Genomic DNA, 20,876 nt, shown 5'->3' on the forward strand with positions numbered 1-20,876 from the left:
AGGCGGCGCCGTGGTCTGCTCACTGGCACTTCTTGGCCTCCGTCTCGACGAACACCTTGGACGCCTGCCACAGGTCCTCACCGGTGGGGTACTTGGTCATGATGATCTTGTAGTAGTTGAAGTCCTTGAGGCTGGGCTCGGACTTCAGAACCTTCCCCGTTTTGACTTCTTTTCCGTAGAACTTTCCGGTGTCCGCACAGAATGCGACCTCAACCGAATTGCCGTTCGGGGCGGATCGTGTGGTGGCGTCGTAGTGACGGCGGGTACCGGTGCCGGTCCAGCCACCCTTGATCCACTCGTTGATCTGCGTCTCGGCGTAGTGGACTCCGTCACCCGTGGCATAGGCGGCCAGGGCGGCGTCCTTGGTCGTGCGCTTGTCGACGCCCCGGTAGATGGCGCGCAGGTAGTTCGCCGCATCGTCCATCGCGGCCGCCTCGTCCTTGTCATTCGGCTTGTCCCAGTCGAAGACGAGGTTCATGTCCTTCGGGAGGGACAGGTCCACGCCGTCCGGCTTGTCCTCCGCCGGGGCCGCCGAAGACTCAGCTGTCTCGCTCGGGGTCGCAGATCCCTGGTCGGCCCCCGCGATCTTGTCGTTGTCGCTGGACTTGTCGTCCCCGCCCCCGCAGGCCGTCAGCAGCAGAGCGGCTGAGGCGGCGAGCGCGGCGGCAACGGGCAAAGAGCGGCGCTTCACAGTGGACTCCCCGTGAGACAGAAGTGCGGTCGAGGCTACTGACGGTATCCGCGTGCTTCCCGGTTTCGCCAGAGTGAACTGGTTCAGGAGAGGCCACGGTGCGCTGGACTTGCGAGTAGTTGGTGCTGTGACCGTATAGGTTCGCCCGGTCGGTGGATGAGGAGCGGACTCTGGCGGGCACGGGGAGGCAGTCTCAGAGCGCTACGCCGAAGGCTTTTCGACGCTCATGGTGACGGTCCCCTGCTGTGGCGCCGAAGCGTCGCTCAACGAGCTGGTGTATGACTGGCCGATGGGGTTCGCGCGGTTCAGGATCGAGGTCCTGTATCCGAACCGGGCATGGCTGACGGACGAAGAACTGGCCTCCCTCGCGGATGCGCTCGGACATCCCCTACGACAGGTCGTCATCCACATCTAGTGCTCTGCGACGGAGCCGGGGATGTTCTTGGCTTCGGCTCTCTGCGGACGTATGCCCTCTCACGACAGTGTGTCCGCCGCCGGGCCGGCGGCGAGCGAAAGTGGTGCGGCGCGAGGGACACTGCGCCGAGGAGCATGGTCGGGCGGCCCGCGGTCCCTGGCGACGAGGGGGACGGCTTGTCCTAGGCTCTGCGCCACGTCATGGGGCGGCCCCCCGGGGCTCTGGACGGCGTGGCGAGTGGTCGAGAGGTGGGAGATGGACGAGAGGCGTCTCGTCGACGTGCTGATGAAGGCGGTGGGGGAGGAGGCGCGAGAGTTCGTCGTACGACCGCTCATCCCCGGCCTGAGGAAGTTCGCGGCCTTCGCCTACGTCGCTGAGCAGTTCGGCTACAGCTACGCGGGGCACGCCCCGGGCAACGCGGCACTGAACAATCCCTACTTCGTCTTCCAGCGCACTTCCGGCCCGCGTGAGGTGCCCGCGTCCTCGGAAACGTTCGAGCCCACTGCCGGGTCCGGGACCTTGCCCGGCATGCGTCCCGGCCTCGGCCTCACTCCGACCGAGGCGGCTCGGCCGCGGGTCGAGTTGCTCTACTCGCGGATGGTCGTCGACGCGAGCGGACGCTACAACCCGCGCGTGCTCAGCAACGTCCTGCTGCTTCCGCTCGTCATGGCCGTGTTCCTCTTCTTTCCGGGATACACGAGGGGCCGGGTCCTCCTCGCCGCGGGCATCTGGGCGGTGTTCCTCTGCCTCTACCTCGTTGGTCTCGCCGTGTCCCGTCTCTGCCGGGCGAGGCACCTCGCGCGGCTTTCCGCGGCTCTAGGCGAGTGAAGGATTCGGGGGCCAGTCGACCCCTGCGTCCCGGAGCACGCGACTGTACTTCGAGTACCGGTGTCGTGCGATGACGAGTCCCGTCAGCCACAGTGCGGCGAAGAACAGCCAGATGCCGCCGCACACGAGCAACGACTGAGAACTGAAGCCGGTCTGGGACAGGGGAATGAGCATGGCGATCAGCAGGACCAGGAGGGCGGTCAGGCCTCGACGCCGGTGGGTACGGCTGTAGTCGACCATGATGCGGGCGTGCAGGAGGTCGACGTCCTGCCGCACCTCGGCCAGTGGTCGCAAGCGGTTGCCTCCGGGCCGCATGCCGGGCAGTTGCCCGCCCTCCGCCGCGGTGGGGTACTGCTGTGCGCTCCGAGCGACCCGCTCCGCGGCATCCGGAAGCCGGCGGAAGGCGAAGTACGGGTTCGGGCTCCCCTTCGGGGAGAGCGGGGACAACCCCTCGAACCGGTACCCGTACTGCTCGGCCACGTAAGCGAAGGCGGCGAACTTGCGCCACGACCGCTGCAGGTTGCGGGCGTCATGCCGCTCGGCGCCCCGCGAGCCGTCCCGCAGCAGTGCCCTGAGCTGGGGCCGCAGGAACATCGGACCAACCTCCTGGGACCGGGCCGGGCAAGCTCCCCACCGCGATGGGAGGCGTTCGCTGTACGGGGACATACAGGGAACACAGGGGGACGGCGGCTCAGCGGTTCACGGATTGGGTCGCCTGGACCGTGACGGCGGCGAGCGCGGCGGCAATGGGCAAAGAGCGGCGCTTCACAGTGGACTCCCCGTGAGACAGAAGTGCGGTCGAGGCTACTGACGGTATCCGCGTGCTTCCCGGTTTCGCCAGCGTGAACCGGTTCAGGAATCGCTACCGTGCTCTGGACGCGCGAGAGGTCAGTGAGGGGCGAGGAGTCACGTGGCAGATGTCATATCCCGGAACGGGGCGGCCAGGTCTGACCTGGTGCGGTGGCTGGCGTTCAGTCTGCTGTGCGCCGGGGGTTCGCTGGGGCTGTCCTGGCTGGGGCCCGTCGTGCCGCTTCCGACCGTGGTGCGTGGGGTCGGGGGTCTGCTCGCGATTCTGATCCTTCCCCTGGCGTCGCTCCTGGTCCCGGTACTCCTGCTGCGCCGGGTGCCGCGCAAGAAGCGGAAGGTGGCCTGGCAGTTGATCGTGCCGCCGATCGCCGGGGTTGCCCTGGGAGTCCTCGGTACGGTCGCCGGGGGCGCGACCGCCTTGGCGGACCGGGGCGTGTCCGCCGACGCCGTGGTCGTCAGCGCGGACTACAGCAGCACCAACCACTGCGAACTGCGCACCGTCGACGGTCAGGACATCTCTCCCTCGCTCTCGGAGAGCGACGGCTGCCGTGACTCGACGTCGAAGGGAGACGAACTGCGCGTGCGGTACGACCCCGAAGGCGTCGCGAGTCCCGACGACGGGCGCACCAGCTCCCACGGCGTGCTCCTCACGACGCTCTTCGGGGCGGCCGTCGTGATGGGCACGTGGGGCGGCGTGCGGCAGAGCCGGTGGGATCGAGCGTATGACGGAGTATGAGCGCCTGCGGAGGCTGCGCAAGCAAGGCAGGGGGAAGAGACGCGCCGCCCGCAGTCAGCGACGACCCGCCCGGCCGGCCCCCCTCACCCGAAGGCCCCCTTCGGCACCTCCACCGTCCGGAAGCTCACCCACCGTCCCAGCCACTCCCACCGCACCGCGCACCCGAACAGCAGGAACGGCGCCGGCACCCCCACCACCGCGACCGCCCACCCCGGCAGCACCCAGCCCAGTTGGGACACGCACAGGCAGCAGAGGAAGACGGCCGCGCCCGTGCGGGCGAATGTGCGCGCCGTGGCAGTCGTCGTGCGGCCTGCGGCGGGCGACGGTTGCAGGCGGCCCGCGACGACGTAGCCCAGGGCCGCGCCCGCGTGCAGTCCCCACAGGACGCCGCCGGGCAGGACGAGGGCGGGCGCGCCCGAGGCCGGGAGACGGAAGCCGAGTCCGCAGGCCAGGCCCACGACGGCACCGGCCAGCACACTGGTGAGGACGACGACGCCCGACACGTGACCGCGCACCTGCTCGCCCAGGGTCTCCTCGGGCCGCACCGTACGGAAGACCGCTCCCGAGACCACCGCGTACACCGGCGTGCCGAGCACCAGCCCGATCGCCGCGCCGAAGACGCCGCCGCTCCTGCCGGGACCGTCGCTCGCGGGGAACAGCCCTTCCGCCTGCCACGCCACCGGGACCAGAAGCAGCACGAAGAGCCAATAGCAGGCCAGCAGGGCCCAGCCCGCGCCGATCCGCGCCCCGCGCCTTCGCGCCACCGGTGTCTGCAGCAGTCCGGCCACGGGCAGGACGATCAGGGCCCAGGCGAAGATGACGGCCTCGCCGGTCCGGTCCCGTTCCTCGGCCTTCGTCCGGGCCCACTCGTACAGCTCCGGCCGGGACACCGCCACGAGCACGGTGAGCGCGAGCGCGATCACGCCCGCGGTGACGCCCGCCGCACCGCGCAGTCGCAGGTCTGTCATGACCTCAACCCAGCTTTCCGTTCCGCGCCTTCACCACCGCAGGCGAGAACAGGGAGTAGCGGGCTGGCGATGTGGGGCGGTGCATGGGTGCTCCGTTGGTCCGTGGGCGGGTGGGGAGAGGGATCAGTCGCCGTCGATCAGTCGGCGCAGCTGCGGGGACAGCTCCGGTACGCGCGCGCCCGCTGCCTGCGCCGCCTCCAGGGCCCTGATGTACTCCAGGGCCTGCTCGCGCAACTCCTCCTTCTCCCGGCCCTGGCGACGGCCCGCCAGCCAGACGAGGACGGCCACGGGGACGAGGACGAGTGCCGCGTAGCCGATCGCGGTGCCCGTGGTGGCGGCCCAGATCGCGCCGCCCGCGCCGGCGAGGACCAGGAGGCAGCCCGTCTCGTCGTGCCAGCCGCCCGCGTCCGCCATGTGCTCGTAGTACGCGACGGCCGAGGGCTTCGGCGGTACGGACGCGGACACGGGTGTGGCGGCGGAGGTGGATGCCGGTGAGGCCGGCGATGCCGCCGACGGCGTCGAAGGGGCCACCTCCGGATACGTCGGGATCGGCGCCGCCCCCTTCCCGCCCCCGCTCGTCGTGCGGCCCTCCAGCCACGGTGGTATGTGCGCCAGCGGGATGCCGTGGGCGCGGGCGATGCCGAGGACCTCGCGGTAGCCGTCGAGGGGGCCGGAGCGCAGAGCGCGCTTCCAGTGGGTGCGCGCGTGGACGACCAGGGCCACGCCGACGACCGTCAGGGCGGCCGCGGCACCCAGTACGGGGAACAGGTGCGCGTCCAAGGCCGGGGACATCGGTATCCCGAACGGCAGGAACAGGCCCGCCATCAGTGCCAGCAGGCCCAGCCAGGCCGCCGGTCGGCGCTGCTCCGACTCCAGGGCCTTCCGGCGTTCCGTCAGCAGCGCGGTCACGGCCGCGTCGTCGGTGTAGTCGACGCCGTGGCGAGCGCCGATGTCCCGCGCGGCCTTCCGTACCCGGGCGTCGGACCGCAACGCCGCCCCGCTCACTGGAAGCAGACTCATCCGTCCCCCCCCGATGCCCTCTCCGTACGGGCCCGTCACTGATACGAGCGAAGATCATGGCACGGGCCGTCGGGTCCCCCGTGAGTGAATCGTGCAGGACCCATGGGCGCTCCGTGACGAACGGCACGCGGACGGTGTCCGGGACTGGTCGTTCCGGATTCGCGCGCGCACAGTGGGAGGGGCTGCTCGACGGGGCGTGCTCAACGGGGTTGCGGCAGTGCGAAGTTGCAGATGAGTAAGGGCGGGCGGGGTGTCGCGCAGGGGGTGGGCATGCCTTGAGGGGCTTATGTGCGGCTGATACGGTGCGATGGCTTGACACTCGCCTTACTGCTGGTTATTCGCCCAGGTCGGGCGGGTGCGTCAGGGGATGCCCCGGGACGTCAAAGGTCGGGCGGGCACGAGTGAAGTGTCCGAAATTGCAGGTACTTCTGCGTACTTGGGTGATCGGCGCCCAAGTGCGCACGTGGCAGACAATTTTCTTGGTTGTACGGGGAGCGGTTGCGTGAAGATCCAGGAGCGTACGGGGGCGGGCGCGGGACGTTCCGCGGCTCCGGCTCAGCCGTCGGTCGGTGACCGGCTTCCCAGCCCCCCTCGCGAGCGCAAACCGGCGCTGGCCGCGCTGGCGGTGCTGCTGATCCTGGTGGGCGCGCTGGGCGCGACGATGCTGGTGCTGAGGGCCGGGGACCGGGTGGAGGCCATCCAGTTGACGGCCGACGTCAAGGCCGGTGATTCCATCACGCAGGACAACATCAAGTCCGTCATGGTGAACGACGACTCCGGCGCCAACTTCGTCGCCTGGTCCCAGCGCGAGAGCCTGATGAAGCTCCAGGCCAGGTCCACCCTCTACAAGGGCACGGTGGTCGTCGGCGAGATGTTCGCCGACAAGTCCGGCATGGAGCAGGGCAAGGCCACGGTCGGCGTCTCCCTCAAGGAGGGCCAGTACCCGAAGGGCCTGGAATCGGGCGACAACGTCGCCGTCTACCGCGTCGGCACCAAGACCTCCGGCGGCGGCGACCAGGACGGCGGTGCCTCCGGTTCGGCCGGTGCCGACAGCTCGCTGCTGGTCGAGCGCGCGGTGGTGGAGTCCGCCGGCGCCGGCTCCAGCGACGGCATCACCAGCACCAACCTGCCCGTCACGCTGACCGTCGACGCCGACGACGCCGCGGCCCTGGCGCAGGCCGCGTCCGCCGGCGAGGTCGCCGTCGTCCTCATCCCCGGCAACTAGAAGGCGACGAAGAAGCCATGGCCCTCATCGCCCTCGCCGCCGACAAGGGTTCCCCCGGCGTCACCACCGCGGCCGTCGCCCTCGCGGCGGTCTGGCCGCGCCGGGTGCTGCTCGCCGAGACCGACCCGGCGGGCGGCGACCTGGTGTACCGGTCGGCCGCCGCGCACGGCGGTCCGCTGAACCCGAACACCGGCATGCTGTCGATCGCCGCCACCGCCCGCCGCGGCCTGGTGCCCGACCAGCTCTGGGACCACGTACAGCCGCTCAGCGGCGGTCTCGAAGTCCTCGTCGGACTCGGCATCTCCGAGCAGGCCGCCGGGCTCGCCGGGCTGTGGCCCACCCTGGGCCGGGCCTTCGCCGCCCTCGGCGACTCCCCGAACGCGCCCGCCGACGTCATCGCCGACTGCGGCCGGATCAGCGGGGACTCCCCGGCCACCGAACTCTTCCCGCACGCCGCCCTGGTGCTGCTGCTCTCCCGCACCGAGCCGGAGGCCATCGCCCGGGTGCGGGACCGCGCCGCCGCGCTGTCCAACAAGCTGCACGGCGGAGCGCGCGGGGCATCGAGCCTCGGCCTGCCGTTGATCGGCGTCGTCCTGGTCGCCGACACCAACAACGCGGCCAAGCTGTCCGGCCAGGTCAACGACATGCTGGTGCACGCCCAGACCGGCGCCCGCGTGGTCGGCACCATCGCCGACGACCCCGCCGGGGCCGAGCAGCTGGCCGGGCGCAGGCGCGGGCGGCTGGAGAAGTCGCTGCTCGTCCGCTCGGCCCGCAAGGTCGCCTCGGATCTGTACCAGCAGTTCGGCGCCGCCTGGTCCATGCCCAGCACCGGCCCGGCCGGTCACGCCGGCCCCGGTGCCGCGGGCCACGCAGGCCCGGCCGGCATGTCCGGCCACGCGGGGGCCGGCCGATGACCGCTGTCGACCACTCGTTGGTCAAGCGGTTCCGGCAGGACGCCGGTGACCGCATCGCCGAGCAGCGCCGCCAGGACCAGGTCGCCGGCGTCACGCCGATGTCCACCGAGGACGAACGGCACTACGCCCGCGCCGTCATCGCGCAGATACTCGAGGAGTACGCCCGCGCCGAGATCAACGCCGGGCGTACGCCGCTGGACGCGGAGACGGAGGAGGCGTACGCGGCCGCCGTGCACGCCGCGCTCTTCGGCGTCGGGCGGCTCCAGCCGCTGCTCGACGACCCCGAGGTCGAGAACATCGACATCAACGGCTGCGACCACGTCTTCGTCGGCTACTCCGACGGGCGCGAGGTGCGCGGCGAGCCGGTCGCCGAGACCGACGAGGAACTCATCGAGCTGATCCAGATCCTCGGCGCCTACTCGGGCCTGTCCTCCCGCCCCTTCGACTCCGCCAACCCGCAGCTGGACCTCAGGCTGCCGGACGGTTCGCGTCTGTCGGCGGTCATGGACGTCGCCCGGCGCCCGGCGCTCTCCATCCGCCGCGCCCGCCTGGGCAAGGTCTTCATCTCCGACCTGGTCGGCAACGGCACCCTCACCCCCGAGCTGGGCCACTTCCTGGCCTGCGCGGTCCGGGCCCGCAAGAACATCATGATCGCGGGCGCCACCAACGCCGGAAAGACGACCCTGCTGCGCGCCCTCGCCAACGAGATCCCGCCGCACGAGCGGCTGATCACCGTGGAACGCGCGCTGGAGCTGGGCCTCGACACCTTCCCCGAACTCCACCCCAACGTGGTGGCGTTCGAGGAGCGGCTGCCCAACTCCGAGGGCCAGGGCGCCATCAGCATGGCGGAACTGGTCCGCCGTTCGCTGCGTATGAACCCCTCCCGCGTCATCGTCGGCGAGGTGCTCGGCGACGAGATCGTCACCATGCTGAACGCGATGTCGCAGGGCAACGACGGCTCGCTCTCCACGATCCACGCCAACAGCTCGCACGAGGTCTTCAACCGCATCTCCACGTACGCTCTCCAGGCGACCGAGCGGCTGCCGATCGAGGCCAGCCAGATGCTGGTGGCCGGCGCCGTCAACTTCGTCGTCTTCGTGCAGCGGCGCAACGACTTCCAGAGCGGCGGCCGCCTCCAGCGCATGGTCACCTCGGTCCGCGAGGTCAACGGCGTCGACGGCCGGGTGCTGTCCAGCGAGGTGTTCGCCGAGACGCCCGACGGCCAGGTGGTCCCGCACGCCCCCATCGCCTGCCTGGAGGAACTCATCGCCTACGGCTACCGGCCCAACGGAACGTGGGGGTGAGGGGGACATGGAGATGACCACACTCGCGGCGCTGGACTCGCTCGGCTCCATGGGTGGACTGTTCTCGACCACCGTCCTGTACGCGCTCGGCTGCGGTGTCGCCGTCGGCGGCGGCCTCGCCCTCTTCCTCGTCGCCGTACGCGGACTGCCCGCCAAGCCCGAGCACGAGAAGCGGCAGGCCAGCGAGCGCGTCAACGAGCTGATCCGCTGGGCGGGCCGGCGCGGTTCCGCGGCGGCCCTGGTCGGCCTCGTCGTCCTGCTGCTGACCCGCTGGACGGTGCTCGGCATCGCGGCCGGCGTCCTGGTCTTCTTCTGGGACCGCCTGTTCGGCGGTGCCGCCGAGGAACGCGCCGCCATGAAGCGGGTCGAGGCGCTCGCCTCCTGGACCGAGTCGCTGCGCGACACCATCGCGGGCGCGGTCGGCCTGGAGCAGGCCATCCCGGCCTCCGCCCGCGCCGCCGCGCCGGTACTCCGCCCCCACCTGGACGCCCTGGTCGACCGGCTGCGCTCGCGCACCCCGCTGCCCGACGCGCTCCAGCACCTCGCCGACGAGATCGACGACGCCTCCGCCGACATCATCGTCGCGGCGCTGATCCTCAACGCGCGGCTGCGCGGCCCGGGTCTGCGGCAGGTCCTCGGCGCGCTCGCCAAGTCGGCGCGCGAGGAGGTCGACATGCGCCAGCGCGTGATGGCGCAGCGCGCCTCGACCCGCCGCTCGGTGCAGATCGTGGTCGCGGTGTCGGTGCTCTTCGTCCTCGGCCTGTCCATCTTCAACCGGGACTTCGTCGAGCCGTACGGCTCACCGGTCGGCCAGCTCGTGCTGGCCTGTGTGTGCGGGCTGTTCGCGCTGGGCTTCTGGTGGCTGCGCAAGCTGTCGACCATCGAGACGCCGGAACGCTTCCTGGTCCGGGACGGCTCCGACGTCCAGTTCGTGCGCCCCCGCACGCCGGGCCAGCCGGGCCACTCCGCCCAGCCGGGGCAGCCCGTACAGCGTCTGCCGCACCCGGCGCAGTCGGCGCAACCGGCGCAGCCGTCGGCGGCGTCTGGGGACGAGGGGGTGCGACGATGAACCTGACAATGCCGGTGCTGGTCGGTGCCGTCATCGGCCTGGGCATCTACGTCCTGGTCCGCGCTCTGATGCCGAGCAGGCGCAGTTCCATCCAGCAGGTCGCCCGGATCGACGCCATGCGGGCGCGCGGAGCGGCGTACGAGTCGTCCCGCGCGGCGCAGGACACCGGCCGGCTGGGCTCGCTGCGGGCCCAGGTCGGCGCCCGGGTCGCCGAGCTGTACCTCCAGCAGGGCTGGGAGCAGCGCTCGCTGCGCGCGGACCTGGCGGTGCTCGACCGCAGCTGGGAGAAGTTCCTGGCGACGAAGGCGCTGCTGGCCGCGGGCGGGCTGTTCTTCGGCCCGTTCCTGTTCGTGATCGTGTGGCAGCTCGGGTTCGGCGACAGCCCGGTCATCCCGGTCTGGCTGGCCCTGCTCTGCGCCGCGCTCTTCTTCTTCCTCCCCGACCTGGAGGTCCGCCGCGACGCCGCCGAGAAGCGCCGTGACCTGCGGCGGGTGATCGGCGCCTACCTGGACCTGGTCTCCATGAGCCTGGCCGGCGGCCGCGGTCTGCCGGAGGCGCTGATGGCGGCGGCGGAGGTGTCGGACGGCTGGGCCACCCACCGCATCCGCAACGCCCTGGCCGACGCGCGGATCACGGGCATCAGCCAGTGGCAGGCGCTGGGCCAGCTCGGTGAGGACCTGGGCGTCGAGGAACTCAAGGACCTCTCCGCCTCCCTCGCCCTGGTGGCGGACGACGGTGCCAAGGTCCGCGAGTCCCTCGCCTCCCGCGCCGAGACCATGCGCCACCGGGAACTCGCCGAGATCGAGGGCAGCGCGGGTGAGAAGTCCCAGTCGATGCTCGTGGCCCAGCTCCTGCTGTGCGCCGGGTTCCTGGTGTTCCTGATCTATCCGGCGGCGATGAGGGTGTTCCAGGTGTGACGCGACGTTCGACGCAGCCATCCCCGCCCCGATTCGACAGCTCCGAGCCGCTTCGCTCCCAGAACTGACACGAGAGGACAGAACCCACCATGAACGGACGGAACTTCCGCACCGGCACCACGGGCATCGTGCCCGTCGACTTCCTGATCACCTTCCTGCGGGCCCGCGTGGACCGCGCCCGCTCCGGTGAACTGGACCGCGGCGCCTCCGCGGTCGAGTGGGTCATCATCTCCGCGGTCGTCGTCGCGATCGTCGGCGTGGTGGCCGCCATCATCAACGCCGCCCTCAGCGACGGCGCCAACAAGGTCGGCGACTGCATCAAGGGCGCGGACGCGGGCAAGACCTGCTGACCGGCCGTACACGGCTACACGGCTACACGGCTATAGGGCCATACGGCGCTGACGGGGACGACGTGACGGGACAGACGGGGACGAGGACGCCGGGCGCTGTGCGCGGCGTGCTCAAGGGCGTGCACAGACGGGCGCGCCGCAGGGTGGAGGTGGCGCGGGAGGCCGCGACCACCCGCGGCGACGACTCCGGCATGACCGCGATCGAGTTCGTGCTGCTCACTCCGGTCCTGTTCTTCATGATCTTCGCGACGGTGCAGTTCGGTCTGTACTTCTTCGCCGACCACGTGGCGCAGGCCGCGGCCCAGGCGGGCGCGCGCAAGGCCCGCGCGACGGCCGACGCCCAGCCCGGCGCGTGGCGGGGCGAGGCGCGGGACGTGGTCGACAGCTACATCCGCCAGCTCGGCCCGCAACTGGTCCTGTCCCCGGACGTGAAGATGCTCCAGCCGGAGCAGAACACGGTCGGAGTGGAGATCACGGCCCGCATCCCCACGGTCTTCCCGGGCCTGGACCTGACGGTGCACGCCCAGTCGGCGGGCCCGGTCGAGCGTTTCGTGCCGGAGGGGGGCAACTAGATGAACCTCTCCCGCCCCGGCGGCGACCGCCCACGACGGGACGCCGCCGACGACCGGGGGCTGTCCACCATCGAGGTGGTCATCCTGGCCCCCGTGATGATCCTCTTCATCCTGGTCCTGGTGGCTTTCGGCCAGTTGGTCGACGGCCGCGGCGCACTCGACGGCGCCGCCCGCGACGCGGCCCGCGCGGGCTCGATCCAGAAGGACCACGGTACGGCGCTCGCGGAGGCGCGGAAGGCCGCGGAGGCCAACCTCGCGGACGTCTGCTCCGGCCCGGTCTCCGTCGTCCAGAAGAGCGCCGGGTTCGAACCGGACACCCTCTTCACGGTCGAGGTGAGCTGCGAGGTGCGCGGGCTGGCCTCGATCGGCCTGAACATCCCCACCACCCTGTCGGCGACCTTCAGCTCCCCGCTGGACCCGTACCGGAGGACGGCGTGAGATCCCAGGTACGCGACTGGCTCGCCGACCGGCGCACCCGGCTGGACGACCGCGGCTCGGGCGCCGGCGCGGTCATCATCTTCGCGCTGGTCTTCCTCTCCCTCTCGGCCTTCGTCATCGACGGCGGCATGTCCATCTCCAAGCGGGAACGCGCCGCCGACATCGCCGAACAGGCCGCCCGCTACGCCGCCCAGGACATCGACCGCGAGGCCCTCTACGACGACGTGGGCGGCCCCGCCCCGATCAACTACGAGAACTGCAACGCCCGCGTGAAGGCCTTCGCCGCCGAGATGGACATGACCGGCGCGGACATCGCCGCCACCCACTGCGTCACGGCCGACGCGGCCCAGGTCCAGGTCGAGGTCCAGCTCACCTACGCCCCGGTCTTCACCGGCATGTTCTACGGCGGCGACGTGGTCGTCCACGGCCGGGCGGTGGCGGAGAACGAAGTGGGGTGAGCCCCGCGGCCGGGCCGGGCGGGCGCGAGCAGGGCAGTGGCACAAGGCAGTAGAGCAAGACAGCAAGAACGGTCAGGAGGAGAACGCGGCCATGGGGGACCAGGAAGCGGACATAGACCGGATCCGGGAGAGCGCCCGCGCGCTGAAGCGCATCCGCGGCACCTTCGCCGAGCGGGCCAATCCGGCCGAGGGATACGGTGTCGGCGAGATCGGGTCGCAGAAGATCCTCGACGCCTTCGACAAGTTCGGCAGCAACTGGAAGATCCACCGCCGACAGCTGACGGACGAGCTGGAGAAGCTGCACGGGATCACCAAGGCCGCGGCCGACTCGTACGACAAGATCGACCACGAACTCGCCGAAGCGCTCAGACGCGCGGACGAGAAGGGCAGGTCCGGGAAGAAGGGCGGCGGCAAGTGACGCGTCCCGCTAACCACCGCTGGGCGGTGCTCGACGAGAGTTCCGACCCGGTGCCCGGCGACCCGGAAGAAGTGGCGAAACTCGGCCGGCAGCTGCGCAGGACCGCCGAGGCCATCGAGAAGGAGGCCCGCGAGATCAAGGAGCTGGCCTCCGTCGAGAACTGGAAGGGCAAGGCCGCCACCGAGTTCCGGTCGGCCGCCGAGGGCGCCGGTGACAAGCTCCGCAAGGCGTTCAAGCGGTACGACGAGGCGGCCGACGCGCTCGGCACCCGGGTCGTGGACGGCGTGTGCAGCACCGAGTTCGCCTCGGAGCTGCACCGGGCCCAGCAGATGGCCGACAAGGCGCTGCGCGACGCGGAAGCCGCCGACGAAGACCTCGGCGCCGCGCAGAAGTCGCTGGACGGGCAGCCCGACGACACCCCCAAGGACGACCCGGACACCAAGAAGTACAAGGAACAGAAGGAGAACGCGTCGTCGGCGCTGGCCTCGGCCAGGGAGGCGCTGCGCACCGCCAAGGAAGTCAGGGACGCCGCGGCACGCCGGGCCGCCGACGCCATCCACGACGTCATCGAGAACGACGGTCTCAAGGACGGCTGGAAGGACAAGTTCAAGAACTGGGTCCACGAGAACGCGGGCTGGCTCACCCAGATCTCCAAGTGGGCGGGGCGCATCGCCCTGTGGGCGGGGGTCGCGGCACTCGCCCTGGGCTGGATCCCCGTGATCGGGCAGGCCATCGCGGCCGTCGCCAACGCGGTCGCCCTGCTGGCCAGCGTCGTCGCCCTCGCCACCGACCTGGTGCTGGCCCTGGGCGGTGAGGGGAGCTGGAAGTCGGTGATCCTGGACGCCGTCGGCGTGGCCACCTTCGGCCTCGGCCGGGCGGCGATGGCGGGGGCCAAGGGGGTGGCCGCGGGCAGCAAGGCACTGGCCCGCAGCAACCTCTACAAGAGCGCGGTCGCCTCCGGCATGAAGACCAACAAGGCCTGGAACCTCGCCAACCGGGGCTCCCAGGGGGCGATCCGGGGCAAGGACGCGGCGAAGGCCATGGCCAGCATGCCCAAGGGGAAGCTGCCCACTTGGAGCAACATCAAGGAGGGCTTCAGCCCCGTCTCCATGTACCGGGACACGGTCGGCGGGGTGAAGTCGATCAGCAACGCGTTCTCCAGGCAGGGCTGGCGGGACGGCCTCGCCGGGATGGCGGCGCCCCGTTCGGCGGGCACCCTCGACCCGGACCTGGCGAGGGCCGCCGCCGACCTCGACGGCATCGCGCCGGCCGCCACGCAGATGCCCGCGGTCAGCAATGCGCTGGGCAACTTCACCGGCCAGACCAATGCCTGGGCGGGGGCCACGGCCACCGGTGTGGCCGCCGGTGCCGAGGGGGCCTACGGGGCGGTCACGTCCCTGTACGACAGGGCGACGGGATGACCCCTTCCCCCGAGCCCGCCCTCAGGCCGGCCGCCTCGCGCGGCCCCGGCCTCGAACGCTGCCACTGCGCACGGCTCTGCTTCGAGGACGGCGCCCTGGTCCTGCGCACCCGCCACCGCACCTCCCGTCTCCCGGTGGGCGGCAACGGCATCGCGCGGGCCGTGTTCGTCGACGCCCCCGGCGAGGACCGGGAGCGCGTGGGCCCGACCCTGCCCGGGTCCTGGGGCGAACTCCAGCTCCAGGACCGCGACGGGGCGCTCATCGGCCGCTTCGACCTCGAGGACTGGCTGCCGGAGTCGCCCGCCCTTCCCAAACGCTCCGTCCGGGGCGAACAACTCCTCAGCCGCACGGGGGTGTCCCACCTGCTCCAGGCGGCGGGGATCCCTCTGCACGTGGTGCGGGACAGAGACGATCCGCTGGTGGCGCCGGGCGGCTCAGGAGCCGCGCTGGGGCCGGGCAACGACTTCCCGTACTGGTACTGGGGCGTCCGGGCCGTCGCCGGGGCCGCGTGGTTCGCGGCGTTCACGGCGGTCCTCTTCTCCGGGACGACGGCGCCCTGGCTCATCCTCGTCCTGGCGGCCACCGCGGCCGTCGCACCGGTGGCGAGGCTGCTGCTGCGCGCCTGGACCCGGGTACGCCTGCGCCGCTACGCCCCCACTGTGCGCGAGCGGGTCCGCCCGTCTCCCGCGCCGGGCCTCGGCGCCACGGTGCGGTTCTGCCGGGACACCGAACTGCGGGTGCAGGACCGCGACCTGGTCCTGCGGGATCTGGGCGGGCAGGAGTACTGGTTCCCGCTGACCGGCGCGCACGCGGTGACGTCACTGGTCCGGGTCCGCGACCGCGCGGGCTCCGAACTCGGTGTGGAACTGCGGGGACCGGCGGAGCAGGTGCGGGCCGTCCTGCCCTGGGACCTCTGGTTCGGGGGTGAGACGGGCGCCGACGGCTGGGCCCGGCTGCGGAGGGCCGCGGGGCTGACGGTGTCCGAACGCCGCCTGACCGGGAAGGCGATCTGGCCGAAGGGCCCGGTGCTCGGCCTGCGCATGCTCCCCGTGTCAGGATCGGAGGCCCGCCGCAGGTCGCGCTTTCCCGGGACCATCGCCGGGGTGTCCTCCACCGCGGTCATGGCCATCGGCTCCGTCTTCTCCGTCGTCCAGGGCCTGCGGATCACCGACGAGCACCCGGGCGCCGCACTCACCGCCGTACTCCTGGGAGCGGTCGGCCTCGCCCTCCAGGGCGTCCCTTACGCGGTTCACCAACTGCGCGGCCGCCTCCGCCTCGACCGGCCGGTCCCGCAACGGACGACACCGAGGAAAGTTGCCGTATGACGCCCACCGAAAGCCCCACGCCCCCGGCCGACTACCGTCTGCTGCTGCCCGAGGGCTGGTTCCGGATCCTGCTCGACCCCGACCAGCGGGACGGCTCCGTCGACGCCCTGGTGGAGCGCCAGTTCCGCGGCATCGACAACGCCCCGCACCTCAAGGAGGAGCTGCGCGCCGACCTGCGGCGCCGGGCCGCCAAGGCGTACCGCGGCGGCGGGATCGAGCTGTACCTGAGCCTCCAGGCGGCCGGCCCCTTCACCGTCCCCGCCTCGCTCCTCGTCACCCTGGCGCCGCTGCGCCACGCGGAACCGCTCCCGCCGGATGACCTGGCCCGCGTCCTCGCCGAGGAGGCGGAGGCGACGGAGGACGGGAGCGGGGACGCGGGCTCGCCGTTGCCCGAGATCGCCGTCGAGGAACTGACCGCGGGCACGGCCGTACGGGTCCGCAGACTCACCCGGCAGCCGGGCGGGAACGGCCCGGACGGCCCGGACGGCCCACAAGCAGCGCACGCCTCCGTCTCGGTGGAGTACCACCTCCCCGTCCCCGGCACGACGGCGTACCTGCTGCTCACCTTCTCCACGCCCCTGGAGCCGATCGCCGATGCGATGGCCGGCCTCTTCGACGCGATCGCCGGCTCGCTGACCTGGACGGAGTGACCCCGGACATGACCGCCGACGATCTGTCGAACCTTGGGCTGGAGTGCTCGGAGGACTGGGTTCCGTTCCCCGTCGCCGGGACCATCGACCTCGACTACTGGGCCCGGCACCAGGCCGGGGAGCTGGTCGAACGGTACGCACGCGACGGGGAGAAGGGCAACGCCCGTCTCCTGGCCCGCGACCTCAAGCGCGCCGCGGCCGACAGCCGCACCCGCGAACCCCTGGGCGCCTTCGGCTGGTACCTCAGCGGCCACCAGACGGTGGCGGCCGTCCTCGAACTCGACGCGATCCACCCGGACGCCACGTTCCCGGAGGTCACCCTCCCGCTCCTCACCGAGCACATGACGGCGAGGGACTTCGGCGAACCAGACGTCCGCGAGGTGGGGCTACCCCTGGGCGACGCGGTCCGCATCCGCCAGAACATCATCGAGGAGAGGAAACGCCTCCTCGGTCCCCGCCCGGTCGTCCACACCCTCTTCTACGCCGTCCGCCCCGCGACGATCGACGCGGCCATCACCCTCCTGGTCTCCTGGACGGAACCGGTCCTGGACGAGCCGCTGGAGAACATCGTGGACACCATCGCGGGGACGCTGCACCTGTGACCCGGAAGACCGACGGGCGCCGCCTGCCGACCGGGCGGTTGGCGAACAACGAGGCGAGACGAGCGGGCGTGGCGGCGTCGCTCAACCCATGGGGACCCCGAGATCCCGCGTAAGAATCTCGACGAGCCTGCTCTCCGGGACCTCCGGGGGGCGGTGGCCCAGCTCTCTGGCACGCGCGACGAAGTCTGAGGGCAAGACCAGGTGATACTTGGCCACGTAGTACGCGAGATCGTCCCGCCAGAGCCAGACACCGTCCGTGAGGAGCGAGCCGGAGCCCACCAGGACCGGCCCTCCGGGATCCAGCACGTCGGCCTGCGCGCCCATCTCCGACCAGATCCCGGAGCCTCGCCGGAGATACTCGACGAGTCGGTGCTCGTCCGCGTCCGCCGACGACCTCACCGCGTCCTTGATCGCGCCGTCGGTGGGGAAGCCCCAGCCGGGTGAGAGTTCGTCGAAGAACCCGACGGCCCGGACCGTACGTGCCTTCCCGGGACCCTCAGTCGGGCAACGGGATGCCCTCGGCCCGTGCGATGTCGAGTGCTCGTTCAACGCTGACCTCCGGGGCCGAGAAACGGAGCGAGACGGCGTGCTGGACGAAGTCCGGTGGCGGCGCCACGCGGTGATGGCGGACGTGGTCCGACCATGCGAGGGCCCAGACCCAGCGTCCGTCGGTCATGATCCCCACGCGTACACGCATCTGCGCCGAGTCGGAGAACGGGTCCGGCAGAGTGCCTGGAGAGAACAGAACGGGTTCCGCCTCCTCCAGGAACCTGGCCAGGGCCTCGGCGGGCTCGTCGCGGAGCGTGCCGGGAGCGAAGTCGGCCTCCAGTCGCGGCTCGCCGACGAGGTGAGGCACGGGGACCCTGGCCATCGGCTACTTGTCCTTGCCGCCCTTGCCGCCCCGCTTGTCCTCCGTCTTCACGGCGTCGTTGACCTGCTTGGTCAGTTCGTCGTCGAGCTTCTTGAACTCGCGGACCACGGCGTCCGACATGCTCGCGAGGGCGTCGAGCTGCTGGGTGATGTCCTCGCGGCCGTCCTCCCAGTTGGACTCGAAGTCGTCGAGGGCGTCGTTGACGCTGCCGTCGCCGATGTCGTCCTTGTAGGACTCGAAGAGCTTCTTCGTGTGGTTCAGCCGCGTCTTGAGCGACCGCAGCCGACGCCCGTAGTCCTCCAGCTCGGTCAACGGCAGTGCGAGGTCGCTCTTGCCCATGGCCCGAAGTCCTCTCTGCGGTTCAGACGAAACGGAACGTGCCGGTCACAGCGTCGAAGATGTCGTGGAACGCCTCGGCGAGATCCAGCACCGGGCTGGCTCCGGAGACGAGGACGACCTGGTCGGTGGTTCCCGGGACGGGGATGTACGTCTGCGTCAGCACCATACGAAGGGTACGGCTGTCGCCCGGCGCCACGGGTACGTCCTCCACGCCGTACGTCCGCGCGGCCGACCCCACTTCGGGAATGTCCACGGTCGTCACCTCGCGCCAAGCATCCCCTTCGCGCCGCGCGGTGATCGTGCGCAGGCTGTCGGCGATGGCCCGGGGGTCGGTGGACAGGGCGGCCCCCTGCTTGTTCCTGGCGCCGAGGACGGACACGGTGACGGTCGCGGAGAGCGGGACACCGTCGAAGTTCTCGGCCATGCAGCCCAGGTAGAGCGCACCGGAGTCCTGAGCGTCCTTGGCCATCTTCCGGAGCATGGCGGTCAGGTCGGCGCGGTAGGGGGCCAACTCCGGTGTCTCGTCGAGACGTTCATCCACCAAGGCTCGGATCGTCGCCTCCCGGCCTTCGGGACGGATGTCGAACTCCCACCACGATTCCGGGACCGAGAGGGAGAATGCGGCCGGTGAAACGTCCACTGAAGTCATGGCTGCTCATCTACTGGGAACGGTAACGGATCAGGCGAAGAATTTGCGAATCTCGGTGGGCGCCTTTCCTTGCTTCTTCCACTGGGTTCCGAGGTGGGCCGCCAACAACTTGAAATCTTCCGATCCGAGTGAGGTGGAGTCGGTCGAGTTCTTGTCTGTCACTTCGAGCTGTCCGCTCGGGAGAGACATCCGCAAACCGCCTGCCGGATTTCCATCACGGTCTGCAAGAGATACAGTCGCCGACTCTTCGTCCAGGATCATGAAAGCCTCCAGTGTGCCGTCGACAAGCGCTCGGTAAAGATGAGGGGACGTTCCGCCGGACGTCAGCTTCAGTTGGAAAGAGTAGGCCATCGTTATTCCTCTACACTGATCGGCCGCCCGTGACCATCACGGGCGGCGGCAGCTTGGTCCCAAGTGTAGCCAGCATCGATCGTGGCGCCGTGGGCCGTGCTATAGCTTGGATTTCCGGTGTCCTTCATATAGTTGGACTCGTGCAGCTCGTGCCGTAGCAGGTCGATGTCTGCCGGGTGTGGATTTCCATTGCCAAGCCTCTGCCATGCTTCGGCGATGCGCGGGTTCGCGTCGAAGCGTGCCATGTAGGCATCGCCGTAACTGTCGAGTAGATGCTCCTCGTGGAAAAGGTGTTTCTTGATCTGTTCGATCTGGGACCGGGAGAATCCATGTTCTGCGGCAGTTCTGGCGACGTTGTCGATGTCGTCGGTCGAACGGATGACGTCATATGCTTCCTCCGCCCAATCGGTGACGAAGTCCACGTCGCCGCGTACGCGACGCAGCGATCCCCCTGTTTGCAGCAGCCGTTCGACCTGCCTGAGCCCCACCGCCCCGCGCAGTCCGCGAAGTGTTTGAGCCACGTTCTTGAGGCCGCCGCCGAGGCCACCCATGAACCCGGCGCCGAGTGCCTTCAGGCCGCCCGCCTTCCACAGCTTGCCGAGCTTGGCGAGGCTGGTGAAGCCCTTGGTGGCGGGTATGCAGTCCAGGGCTGCCCATAGGAGATCGCCCCAGCCCGCCTCACCCTTGATGACTTTTCTTATCGTGTCCGCCATCACGACGAGCGCCGCCGCGAAGACCAGCCAGCCCAGCGGGCCGCCCACGATCATCACGACGATTCCGACGATCGTCACGACCCACTTGCAGATGGTGACGATCTCGTCCCAGTGGTCGGAGACCCAGTCGCCGATCTCCTCCCACCAGTGCCGGTTCGGGATACCGGCGTCGGAGGCTTCCCGGAGCTTGGTCACCGTCCGGCGGGCGGCCTCCTCGCGCAGCCCCTTCGCCTGACCGGCGAGCTTCTTGGCCGCGTCCAGCGCGCTCTGAGCGCTCTCCACGTTCCGCTGGGCCGCCGCCTGGCGGGCCTTCGCGTGCTGGGCGTCGCGGGTGGCGCGGCGGACGTCGGCCTCGTCGGGCTTGGGGACGTCCTTGCCGCCGTTCTTGGCCGGGTCGTACGAGTCGGTCTTCTCGGTCGCCCTGCGCACCCAGTCCTCGGCGCCGGTCAGTGCCGTCTGCGCGGTGGTGAGTTCCTCACGGGCCTTGCGGCCGTCGCGCAGCGCCTTGTCGGCCTTCTCCTGGGCGTCCTGGAGGTCGGGCCAGAAGGTGGCCAGCGCGTCGCCCGCCAGGTTGTACGACTTCTTCAGCTTGCGGAGTTTCTTCGGGGCGTCCTCGAACTCCTCGGCGAACACCTCCGCCGTCTTGCCCGCCCAGGAGAGGATCTCCTCTTCCTTGGCGATGCCCTTGAGGTCGCGCAGGACATCGGACACGTCGTCGGCGAAGTCGTGCAGGGTACCGGCGAGTTTGCGAATGCGGTCCGGATCGCCCGGCGTCGGGTCCTTGTCCAGGTCGAGTACGTGCCAGTCCGCCGGCCTGTGCGACAC

27 protein-coding genes are annotated in these 20,876 nt (G+C 70.6%); 17 read left to right on the top strand and 10 right to left on the bottom strand.

Annotated features, from left to right (window positions below):
• Nucleotides 1-19 precede the first annotated feature (19 nt).
• Entirely contained in the window at nucleotides 20-691 is a 672-nt protein-coding gene (locus tag K7854_RS21380; protein ID WP_226028155.1) for a hypothetical protein, read from the bottom strand.
• A gap of 226 nt (nucleotides 692-917) precedes the next feature.
• Here K7854_RS21380 and K7854_RS21385 point away from each other — a divergent pair, with 226 nt between their 5' ends.
• Both K7854_RS21385 and K7854_RS21390 read left to right on the top strand, forming a co-directional pair.
• Nucleotides 918-1,106, top strand: a complete 189-nt coding sequence (locus K7854_RS21385) for a hypothetical protein (RefSeq protein WP_226028156.1) — start codon at nucleotides 918-920, stop codon at nucleotides 1,104-1,106.
• Nucleotides 1,107-1,361: 255 nt separating this feature from the next.
• Nucleotides 1,362-1,934, top strand: coding sequence for a hypothetical protein (locus tag K7854_RS21390; protein WP_226028157.1), 573 nt, complete (start codon nucleotides 1,362-1,364; stop codon nucleotides 1,932-1,934).
• On the opposite strand, the gene K7854_RS21395 is transcribed toward K7854_RS21390, so the two are convergent.
• Entirely contained in the window at nucleotides 1,923-2,528 is a 606-nt protein-coding gene (locus tag K7854_RS21395; protein ID WP_226028158.1) for a hypothetical protein, read from the bottom strand. The genes K7854_RS21390 and K7854_RS21395 overlap by 12 nt on opposite strands.
• A gap of 316 nt (nucleotides 2,529-2,844) precedes the next feature.
• Between K7854_RS21395 and K7854_RS21400 the strand changes: the two genes are divergently transcribed.
• Complete coding sequence (locus K7854_RS21400) at nucleotides 2,845-3,477, top strand: hypothetical protein (protein WP_226028159.1); 633 nt, start codon at nucleotides 2,845-2,847, stop codon at nucleotides 3,475-3,477.
• Nucleotides 3,478-3,560: 83 nt separating this feature from the next.
• Here the strand turns inward: K7854_RS21400 and K7854_RS21405 are convergent, their stop codons facing one another.
• Both K7854_RS21405 and K7854_RS21410 read right to left on the bottom strand, forming a co-directional pair.
• The gene (locus K7854_RS21405; RefSeq protein WP_226028160.1) at nucleotides 3,561-4,445 is read right to left on the bottom strand and encodes a hypothetical protein; all 885 of its coding nucleotides are present in this window, start codon (nucleotides 4,443-4,445) and stop codon (nucleotides 3,561-3,563) included.
• A 123-nt stretch (nucleotides 4,446-4,568) separates the two neighbouring features.
• Nucleotides 4,569-5,465, bottom strand: coding sequence for a hypothetical protein (locus K7854_RS21410; protein ID WP_226028161.1), 897 nt, complete (start codon nucleotides 5,463-5,465; stop codon nucleotides 4,569-4,571).
• Nucleotides 5,466-5,967: 502 nt separating this feature from the next.
• Between K7854_RS21410 and K7854_RS21415 the strand changes: the two genes are divergently transcribed.
• From K7854_RS21415 to K7854_RS21480, 14 genes are all read left to right on the top strand, one after another.
• The gene (locus tag K7854_RS21415) at nucleotides 5,968-6,690 is read left to right on the top strand and encodes a hypothetical protein (protein WP_226028162.1); all 723 of its coding nucleotides are present in this window, start codon (nucleotides 5,968-5,970) and stop codon (nucleotides 6,688-6,690) included.
• Nucleotides 6,691-6,707: 17 nt separating this feature from the next.
• On the top strand, nucleotides 6,708-7,604 hold the full coding sequence (locus tag K7854_RS21420; RefSeq protein WP_226028163.1) for a hypothetical protein: 897 nt from the start codon (nucleotides 6,708-6,710) through the stop codon (nucleotides 7,602-7,604).
• Complete coding sequence (locus K7854_RS21425; protein ID WP_134654610.1) at nucleotides 7,601-8,908, top strand: TadA family conjugal transfer-associated ATPase; 1,308 nt, start codon at nucleotides 7,601-7,603, stop codon at nucleotides 8,906-8,908. Before K7854_RS21420 ends, K7854_RS21425 begins: the two co-directional genes overlap by 4 nt.
• A 7-nt stretch (nucleotides 8,909-8,915) precedes the next feature.
• Nucleotides 8,916-9,977 carry a type II secretion system F family protein gene (locus tag K7854_RS21430; protein WP_226028164.1) on the top strand — a complete coding sequence of 354 codons (1,062 nt, stop codon included), beginning with the start codon at nucleotides 8,916-8,918 and terminating at the stop codon, nucleotides 9,975-9,977.
• On the top strand, nucleotides 9,974-10,894 hold the full coding sequence (locus K7854_RS21435; RefSeq protein ID WP_226028165.1) for a type II secretion system F family protein: 921 nt from the start codon (nucleotides 9,974-9,976) through the stop codon (nucleotides 10,892-10,894). The genes K7854_RS21430 and K7854_RS21435 overlap by 4 nt, the downstream gene beginning before the upstream one ends.
• Before the next feature lie 89 nt (nucleotides 10,895-10,983).
• A complete protein-coding gene (locus K7854_RS21440; protein ID WP_031035077.1) occupies nucleotides 10,984-11,244 on the top strand; it encodes a hypothetical protein in 261 nt (86 codons plus the stop codon).
• Between the two features lie 191 nt (nucleotides 11,245-11,435).
• The gene (locus K7854_RS21445) at nucleotides 11,436-11,816 is read left to right on the top strand and encodes a TadE family protein (RefSeq protein WP_226028215.1); all 381 of its coding nucleotides are present in this window, start codon (nucleotides 11,436-11,438) and stop codon (nucleotides 11,814-11,816) included.
• A complete protein-coding gene (locus K7854_RS21450) occupies nucleotides 11,817-12,254 on the top strand; it encodes a TadE/TadG family type IV pilus assembly protein (protein WP_226028166.1) in 438 nt (145 codons plus the stop codon). It begins immediately after the preceding gene.
• Entirely contained in the window at nucleotides 12,251-12,712 is a 462-nt protein-coding gene (locus K7854_RS21455) for a TadE/TadG family type IV pilus assembly protein (protein WP_226028167.1), read from the top strand. The genes K7854_RS21450 and K7854_RS21455 overlap by 4 nt, the downstream gene beginning before the upstream one ends.
• 91 nt (nucleotides 12,713-12,803) lie before the next feature.
• On the top strand, nucleotides 12,804-13,130 hold the full coding sequence (locus K7854_RS21460; RefSeq protein WP_226028168.1) for a hypothetical protein: 327 nt from the start codon (nucleotides 12,804-12,806) through the stop codon (nucleotides 13,128-13,130).
• A complete protein-coding gene (locus K7854_RS21465) occupies nucleotides 13,127-14,551 on the top strand; it encodes a putative T7SS-secreted protein (protein ID WP_226028169.1) in 1,425 nt (474 codons plus the stop codon). Before K7854_RS21460 ends, K7854_RS21465 begins: the two co-directional genes overlap by 4 nt.
• Nucleotides 14,548-15,876 carry a hypothetical protein gene (locus K7854_RS21470; protein WP_226028170.1) on the top strand — a complete coding sequence of 443 codons (1,329 nt, stop codon included), beginning with the start codon at nucleotides 14,548-14,550 and terminating at the stop codon, nucleotides 15,874-15,876. Before K7854_RS21465 ends, K7854_RS21470 begins: the two co-directional genes overlap by 4 nt.
• The gene (locus K7854_RS21475) at nucleotides 15,873-16,526 is read left to right on the top strand and encodes a hypothetical protein (RefSeq protein WP_226028171.1); all 654 of its coding nucleotides are present in this window, start codon (nucleotides 15,873-15,875) and stop codon (nucleotides 16,524-16,526) included. Before K7854_RS21470 ends, K7854_RS21475 begins: the two co-directional genes overlap by 4 nt.
• An 8-nt stretch (nucleotides 16,527-16,534) precedes the next feature.
• Nucleotides 16,535-17,128: a hypothetical protein gene (locus K7854_RS21480; protein ID WP_226028172.1), complete on the top strand. Its 594-nt coding sequence runs from the start codon at nucleotides 16,535-16,537 to the stop codon at nucleotides 17,126-17,128.
• A gap of 81 nt (nucleotides 17,129-17,209) precedes the next feature.
• Here K7854_RS21480 and K7854_RS21485 read toward each other — a convergent pair whose 3' ends face one another.
• From K7854_RS21485 to K7854_RS21510, 6 genes are read right to left on the bottom strand one after another with little or no spacing between them, the layout of a single operon-like run.
• The gene (locus tag K7854_RS21485) at nucleotides 17,210-17,677 is read right to left on the bottom strand and encodes a hypothetical protein (RefSeq protein ID WP_226028173.1); all 468 of its coding nucleotides are present in this window, start codon (nucleotides 17,675-17,677) and stop codon (nucleotides 17,210-17,212) included.
• Nucleotides 17,625-17,999 (bottom strand): hypothetical protein, encoded by a 375-nt coding sequence (locus K7854_RS21490; RefSeq protein ID WP_226028174.1) that lies wholly within the window; start codon nucleotides 17,997-17,999, stop codon nucleotides 17,625-17,627. The genes K7854_RS21485 and K7854_RS21490 overlap by 53 nt, the downstream gene beginning before the upstream one ends.
• A gap of 3 nt (nucleotides 18,000-18,002) precedes the next feature.
• Entirely contained in the window at nucleotides 18,003-18,338 is a 336-nt protein-coding gene (locus K7854_RS21495; protein WP_011029716.1) for a hypothetical protein, read from the bottom strand.
• Between the two features lie 22 nt (nucleotides 18,339-18,360).
• Entirely contained in the window at nucleotides 18,361-18,987 is a 627-nt protein-coding gene (locus K7854_RS21500) for a hypothetical protein (protein WP_226028175.1), read from the bottom strand.
• A gap of 30 nt (nucleotides 18,988-19,017) precedes the next feature.
• Nucleotides 19,018-19,338, bottom strand: a complete 321-nt coding sequence (locus K7854_RS21505; RefSeq protein ID WP_226028176.1) for a hypothetical protein — start codon at nucleotides 19,336-19,338, stop codon at nucleotides 19,018-19,020.
• 2 nt (nucleotides 19,339-19,340) lie between these two features.
• Nucleotides 19,341-20,876 (bottom strand): putative T7SS-secreted protein, encoded by a 1,536-nt coding sequence (locus K7854_RS21510; RefSeq protein WP_226028177.1) that lies wholly within the window; start codon nucleotides 20,874-20,876, stop codon nucleotides 19,341-19,343.

The organism is Streptomyces hyderabadensis (genome assembly GCF_020404845.1).
Taxonomy (GTDB): Bacteria; Actinomycetota; Actinomycetes; order Streptomycetales; family Streptomycetaceae; genus Streptomyces; species Streptomyces hyderabadensis.